The organism is Sulfuricurvum sp. (assembly GCF_049305995.1).
Classification (GTDB): domain Bacteria; phylum Campylobacterota; class Campylobacteria; order Campylobacterales; family Sulfurimonadaceae; genus Sulfuricurvum.
In genome coordinates, this window is sequence record NZ_JBAQPS010000060.1 from 1 (window position 1) to 5,715 (window position 5,715).

Annotated in this window: 9 protein-coding genes; 1 reads left to right on the plus strand and 8 read right to left on the minus strand. The window is 41.2% G+C overall.

Annotated elements, in window-relative coordinates; all coding sequences use genetic code 11:
* From WA010_RS01950 to WA010_RS01980, 7 genes are all read right to left on the minus strand, one after another.
* Window positions 1-205, minus strand: a 205-nt coding sequence (locus WA010_RS01950; RefSeq protein ID WP_422555495.1) for a flagellar biosynthesis anti-sigma factor FlgM, incomplete at its 3' end; no start/stop codon positions are given.
* Window positions 206-268: 63 nt separating this feature from the next.
* Window positions 269-562: a rod-binding protein gene (locus WA010_RS01955; RefSeq protein WP_422555496.1), complete on the minus strand. Its 294-nt coding sequence runs from the start codon at window positions 560-562 to the stop codon at window positions 269-271.
* On the minus strand, window positions 562-1,608 hold the full coding sequence (locus tag WA010_RS01960) for a flagellar basal body P-ring protein FlgI (RefSeq protein WP_422555497.1): 1,047 nt from the start codon (window positions 1,606-1,608) through the stop codon (window positions 562-564). Before WA010_RS01960 ends, WA010_RS01955 begins: the two co-directional genes overlap by 1 nt.
* A 45-nt stretch (window positions 1,609-1,653) precedes the next feature.
* Window positions 1,654-2,241 (minus strand): 16S rRNA (guanine(966)-N(2))-methyltransferase RsmD, encoded by a 588-nt coding sequence (gene rsmD / locus WA010_RS01965; RefSeq protein ID WP_422555498.1) that lies wholly within the window; start codon window positions 2,239-2,241, stop codon window positions 1,654-1,656.
* Window positions 2,231-2,617 (minus strand): hypothetical protein, encoded by a 387-nt coding sequence (locus WA010_RS01970; RefSeq protein WP_422555499.1) that lies wholly within the window; start codon window positions 2,615-2,617, stop codon window positions 2,231-2,233. The genes rsmD and WA010_RS01970 overlap by 11 nt, the downstream gene beginning before the upstream one ends.
* Window position 2,618: 1 nt before the next feature.
* Entirely contained in the window at window positions 2,619-3,320 is a 702-nt protein-coding gene (locus tag WA010_RS01975; RefSeq protein WP_422555500.1) for an exonuclease domain-containing protein, read from the minus strand.
* Between the two features lie 2 nt (window positions 3,321-3,322).
* On the minus strand, window positions 3,323-3,757 hold the full coding sequence (locus WA010_RS01980) for a hypothetical protein (RefSeq protein ID WP_422555501.1): 435 nt from the start codon (window positions 3,755-3,757) through the stop codon (window positions 3,323-3,325).
* An 85-nt stretch (window positions 3,758-3,842) separates the two neighbouring features.
* On the opposite strand from WA010_RS01980, the gene murA reads away from it, so the two are divergent.
* Window positions 3,843-5,105 carry a UDP-N-acetylglucosamine 1-carboxyvinyltransferase gene (murA, locus tag WA010_RS01985; protein WP_422555502.1) on the plus strand — a complete coding sequence of 421 codons (1,263 nt, stop codon included), beginning with the start codon at window positions 3,843-3,845 and terminating at the stop codon, window positions 5,103-5,105.
* A 223-nt stretch (window positions 5,106-5,328) separates the two neighbouring features.
* Here murA and WA010_RS01990 read toward each other — a convergent pair.
* Window positions 5,329-5,715: AIR synthase-related protein (locus WA010_RS01990; RefSeq protein ID WP_422555503.1), on the minus strand; the 387-nt coding region annotated here is incomplete at its 5' end.

Below are 5,715 nucleotides of genomic sequence, written 5' to 3' on the forward strand. Positions count from 1 at the left end.
AAGTAAGCTCTTGCGCAATGCGCTTAGCTAACGCTTCGATATCGACACGGTATTCTCCTTTTTCGATAGAGGTTTTAATCTCTTCAATTCGGCTCGTGTCACCTTGTTTTGAAATTGATTGCACGGACTTATCCTGCTCTTTGGTTTTTAATGATGCTTCTTGGTATGCTCCCCGAATCAGTGAGCCGTTCACGCTTGAAATCATGGTGAATCCTTGTTATCCGTTTATGATGTGTCATAATCATAATCGGCAAAACTCATTAAAAATTTAATTTACTTTTACCTTGACATCCTTTTGACTTAGGTGCTCAAATAACATTTGTGAAAATCCAAATCCTCCGGCACTTGCATTGGATAATTCCTCACGATACATTGATTTAAAAATCTTATCACCTGGATCATTACTACTAAAAAGATTTTTTTCCTCTTTCATCGCTTCGTCTAGCATCATTTTGACGATAATCGCCTCAAACTGGTCAGTTTTTTCGCGTAATGCACTCTCAGATTCTTTACTTCCTACCGATGGAAGTGCTTTTTGATATTGAACATTAGAAATATCCATTAAATTACCTCCAAATCAACTGTAATAGCACCAGCACTTTTCATTGCTTGAAAAATCGAAATCATTTGTTTTGGCTTCGCTCCAAGTTTTTGAAGAGAGCGTGCGATATTAGCGACCGTCGTTGTCCCTTTTTCGGTATAGACTTCATTTTCATTCAATCCAATCACTAAACTCTTATCCATTGTTACACTTCCAGCCGGTTTCGCTACAGAATTTTGTGCGAGAATCTTAACTGTAATATCTCCTTGAGTAATCACAACTGGTTTTACTTCAACATCTACACCTGCAATGATTGTTCCCGTACGTTCATTAATTATAATTTTTTGTTCCGGAACATAATCAATGTTTACACTTTGTACTTCTGCTAAAAATTCAACCATCGTTCGATTTTGTGGCAATTGTAATTGGATCGTTCTTGGATCAATAGCTATCGCAACATTTGAGCGATATTTAGCATTAATAGCGTTTTGAATAGCGACTGAATTGACAAAATTAGATGATTTTAAGGAGAGTGTCGCATTTTGCTGATGGTAAAGATCTTGATTGATTTCTCGCTCTACTAATCCTCCGTTATAAACCATTCCAACGGTAGGATGGAATTCTGCACCAGAACCTTTCTCATTTTTACCACCAATGGAAACCGGGCCTTGTGCTAATGCATAAATTTTACCATCAACCCCTTTGAGAGGAGTCATCAAAAGAGTCCCACCTTCAAGTGATTTTGCATCACCAATCGAAGAAACGACAACATCAAGTGCATCCCCCTGACGGGCAAATGGAGCAAATTTCGCAGTTACCACAACGGCAGCAACATTTTTGGATTTAATATCAGTTGGAAGCATATCGATATTCATCGCTTTGAGCATATTTGCTATGGATTGAAGAGTAAATTTAGAGGTGGTACCATCCCCCGTCTTTTTCAAACCGACGACAAGAGAGTAACCGATAATTTGGTTATCCCGCACGCCGACGATGTTAGCGACTTCGCTGATGCGCGCCGCTTCGGAAAGGGTTAGTAAGCAAAAAAGGAGTATAAGAATTTTCATGCCGATCCTTTGTGATAAAAGGATAAAGCAAAAGGTATTCCAAAATTACGCGTAATACGTAAGTGAAGTTTTCCCGAAACGTTTTGATTTGAGGCGGTTAAAGTGACCGATAGCATCGGGGAGTTCGAGGGTGCTCATGTGCTCGATAATAATCAAAGTTGCCATTTCAAGAGGGAGTGACGCGATCATATCGATCATTTTGTCGTAAATTGCTTCCATCCCCTCACGGATTGAAAAAGGGGGATCAACGTAGATAAAGGCACTCTCACCCAACGCGGTAAGACGTTTTTTGACCTGAACAATGTTACTAAAACTATCCCCTTCGAGAATTTCACAGGCTTTTGGATCGGTTTGAGCGATATTTTCTCGCAATGTACGGATTGCATCACGATCTTTTTCCATAAAAATGATTTTTTTGGCTCCGCGACTAAGTGCTTCAAGCCCGATAGAGCCGCTCCCTGAGAACACTTCGACTAAAACCGCGTCAATAATATCGAACTGCAAGGTATTAAAAAAAGACTCCAATACAATCCCTTTTGAACTGCGGGTTGTCTCTTTGGAAGGGAGTTTGAGAGTTTTTCCCTTGTATTTTCCGGCAATAATTTTTTTGGTAATAGTTGTATTATTTTTCATAGAATGCCCGTATTGCTTTGAGAATATTTGCCTGATATTCACGTGTCAGTTTTTCGATATGCCGCTCTAATATATCAAAACCAACTATCTTTTCGGCCTGAGAAATAGAAACTTCTTCAGATTTCAAGTGAATAGAAATATCTTTTTGTTTTTCAATCTTTTTACTTAAAGCATGAAGAAGTTGTGCTTTGGAAAATGGTTTTAGTAAATCATCTGATTCAGAAATACCGATGACAAAGGTAGGATGTTGATCATCTCGAATATCTTTATCACGAATCAAAATATCACACTGACGTGGTGAACTCAAATGACCATCGAGAAAAAGCTCCAATGAGCGTTGCAATAGGGGTGAATCACACTGTATGGCTACTTTCATCTCACTTTCCTCTCAAATAATATTCGATACTGTAGCGTAAATCCTCATCCATGTCCATCAAACTCTCTAGCATCCATGTCAAATATCCCAGGTCTTTGAGAGCAATCTCTTCAATCCTTTTTTTAGCGTATTTTCCAAACGGAAGCCGAGTAAGAAGTACATGACTTTTGGATATCTCTATGAGACGATCTATATCTGCCAAATCGAGCAAATAATCTAAGATCATCCGAGTATGTAGAGCATCACTGAGCGCATGATGCGGGTTAATAGTGATTCCGACCTCTTGAAAAATCTTCATCTCATCACGATAAAGCCTGAGTTCATAGCGCAAAAATTGTAAACTGTACCCTTCCAAATCATCCATCAAAGATTTCGAACATTTTAAGGTATCGATCACCCCTCCCTGCCAAGTCATCCCCTCTTTTTCAAGCATTGTGAGTTCAAAAGGGGCATTATGCGATACGAGAGTATTCTCCGCTGTATTGAGAGACTTTAATTTTTCAGCACTGATCGATTGCGAAAATGAGGGAGACTCTTTTACCATTTCATTGGTGATATGATGAATAGCAGAAGCGGCGGGAGGGATTTTCTTCCCTGGATTTATAAGTTCATAATGGCTCGTTCCCTCTACGATCATCCCCAACGCACATAGCCGATCTTTGATCTCCAACCCCGTTGTTTCCGTATCGAGAAAAATCAGCATCGTTACTCGGAAGCAGGTGATTTGAGAGAGGCCATTAGATTATGATAATGTTCCAGTGTTCGAAAACTTTTTTCAAAACGCCATCCTAATACAAATGTGATAACCTCTTTTTTCTGTTCAGTACTTAATCTCTCTGCTCGTCCATAATATCCCAATGAGATATTTTTATTTTTAACTTTCGCATTTTTATCATAGATAATCGCGATAATCTGAGCGTATTTTCCCTCTTTAACTGAACCTAAATCTTCATCTGCCAAAGAGAGTCCAGAGAGGTTGATTGCTTTATACTCAAATAGATCTTCAAACCGCTCAACTTTCGCATCGATACCTAATTTACCATAGAGTTCTTCGACCTCTTTAAGATTACTTTTACGCTCTAACTCGTAACTGGAGATTTGTGCTGTCAGGTTTTTTAATCGATCCAGTGCCGAACTCACATATTCTCCTTTAAATCTCTCTCTGTTTTGATAATTTTAACCACAACTAGCTTATAATACGTCACTTTTATTATTTGGGATATAAATGAACTATTTACGTATTCAAGGCCCCACCAAACTGAGTGGAACCGTCACCATTTCAGGTGCAAAAAATGCCGCATTGCCTCTTATAACATTAACGTTGTTGGGACACAATCCTATCACTATGAGCAATACACCTGAAGTCGCAGACATCAAAACTCTCCTCAAACTCCTCGGTAATCTCGGTGCGAGTTATACGCTAGAAGATCATGTTCTCAAAATCGATACATCAACCGTAAACCATACGATGGCAAACTACGATATCGTCAAAACGATGCGTGCTTCTATCCTTGTTCTTGGACCATTGCTTGCCCGTTTCGGACACTGTGAAGTCTCCCTGCCGGGCGGATGCGCTATCGGTCAACGTCCAATCGATTTGCATCTAAAAGCGATGGAAGCGATGGGGGCTACCATCACCATTCACGCGGGATACGTCCATGCAGTAGCACCCGAAGGTCTCAAAGGTGCTCATATCATCTTTGATAAAATCACCGTTACCGGAACAGCCAATGTCGTTATGGCTGCCGCATTAGCGCACGGTAAAACGGTTCTTGTTAACTGTGCCAAAGAACCGGAAGTAGTACAACTGTGCGAAATTCTTCGTGATAGTGGTATAGATATCAAAGGTATCGGTACATCCGAACTCACTATCATCGGAACCGGTGGCAAAACGATTGAGATGGTTGATTTTGAAGTAATCCCCGATCGGATCGAAGCAGGAACTTATATGTGTGCCGCTGCAATTACCGACTCCATCGTTACATTGGAGCGTGTACGCCCCGATCATCTCGATGCCGTTACAGCAAAATTAGAGCAAATGGGATGCCGTGTTGAGTGCAGTGAGAATACCATGACCGTTTATCCCGCAGCCCAGCTCAAACACGTCGATATCGTAACGCAAGAGTATCCGGCATTTCCTACCGATATGCAAGCGCAATTTATGGCCCTTGCAACCCGTGCAAAGGGAGCCAGCACTATCGAAGAGCGCCTCTTTGAAAACCGTTTCATGCACGTCAGTGAGTTACAGCGTCTAGGAGCAGAGATCAAACTCAGCGGTCATACCGCAACCGTTATCGGACCATCTGAACTCGCAGGTGCCGATGTAATGGCAACCGATTTACGTGCGTCCAGTGCCCTTGTCCTTGCAGCTATGGCAGCAGAGGGAACAACTAACGTCCACCGTATTTATCACCTCGATCGCGGATATGAAAACTTAGAACTAAAATTACGTGCACTCGGTGCAAACATCGAACGTTTGCAAGAGTAGACCCTCTTTAATTCCCGTTCTGACGGGAATCTCTCTTCTTTTGCTTTTATTCCCCGCAACGATAACTAAGATTGGTAATGTAGTATTCGCAATGGTTTTTCGGACGTTTGCGAAATAATTTTCTGAATAGCTTTTTCATACCCTGCATCATGCAAAAACTATTCCAAACTAAGCGGTTCAAGGAAAGAAAATCATCTCCTCAAACGAGGAGAGGAAGTAAAAATTACAAATCCCCTTCAATCACTTTTTTGAAGGTGTTGTAGTAGATATTTTGCATCTCAGGAAGTCTCATTGTCACATCGTTCACCGTGAAAATATCACCACCAACCGTTCCGATTTTTTCACATGCCATTGAAGCGACCATCGCTTCAAACGGCTTACAATTCTCAGGGGCAACTTCGATAATCGCACGAGACATACTCTCCGCAAAAATATCACGAGAGTCAGTTACGGAGATTGCGGCACTTACCCCTTTATCACTCACACACGCCATTTTAGCGAGTGCGATTGCCGCGCCGCCAGAGCTACAATCTTTTGCCGCTGATAAAAGCCCTTTTTTGTTCGCTTCGATAACAAGGTTCCACAGGGCGCGCTCTGCATTATAATCGAT

Bases quoted from the DNA above. Each gene is read 5' to 3' on its own strand.
- WA010_RS01955 (WP_422555496.1), bottom strand. From the start codon at position 562: ATGGATATTTCTAATGTTCAATATCAAAAAGCACTTCCATCGGTAGGA.
- WA010_RS01960 (WP_422555497.1), bottom strand. From the start codon at position 1,608: ATGAAAATTCTTATACTCCTTTTTTGCTTACTAACCCTTTCCGAAGCG.
- rsmD (WP_422555498.1), bottom strand. From the start codon at position 2,241: ATGAAAAATAATACAACTATTACCAAAAAAATTATTGCCGGAAAATAC.
- WA010_RS01970 (WP_422555499.1), bottom strand. From the start codon at position 2,617: ATGAAAGTAGCCATACAGTGTGATTCACCCCTATTGCAACGCTCATTG.
- WA010_RS01975 (WP_422555500.1), bottom strand. From the start codon at position 3,320: ATGCTGATTTTTCTCGATACGGAAACAACGGGGTTGGAGATCAAAGAT.
- murA (WP_422555502.1), top strand. From the start codon at position 3,843: ATGAACTATTTACGTATTCAAGGCCCCACCAAACTGAGTGGAACCGTC.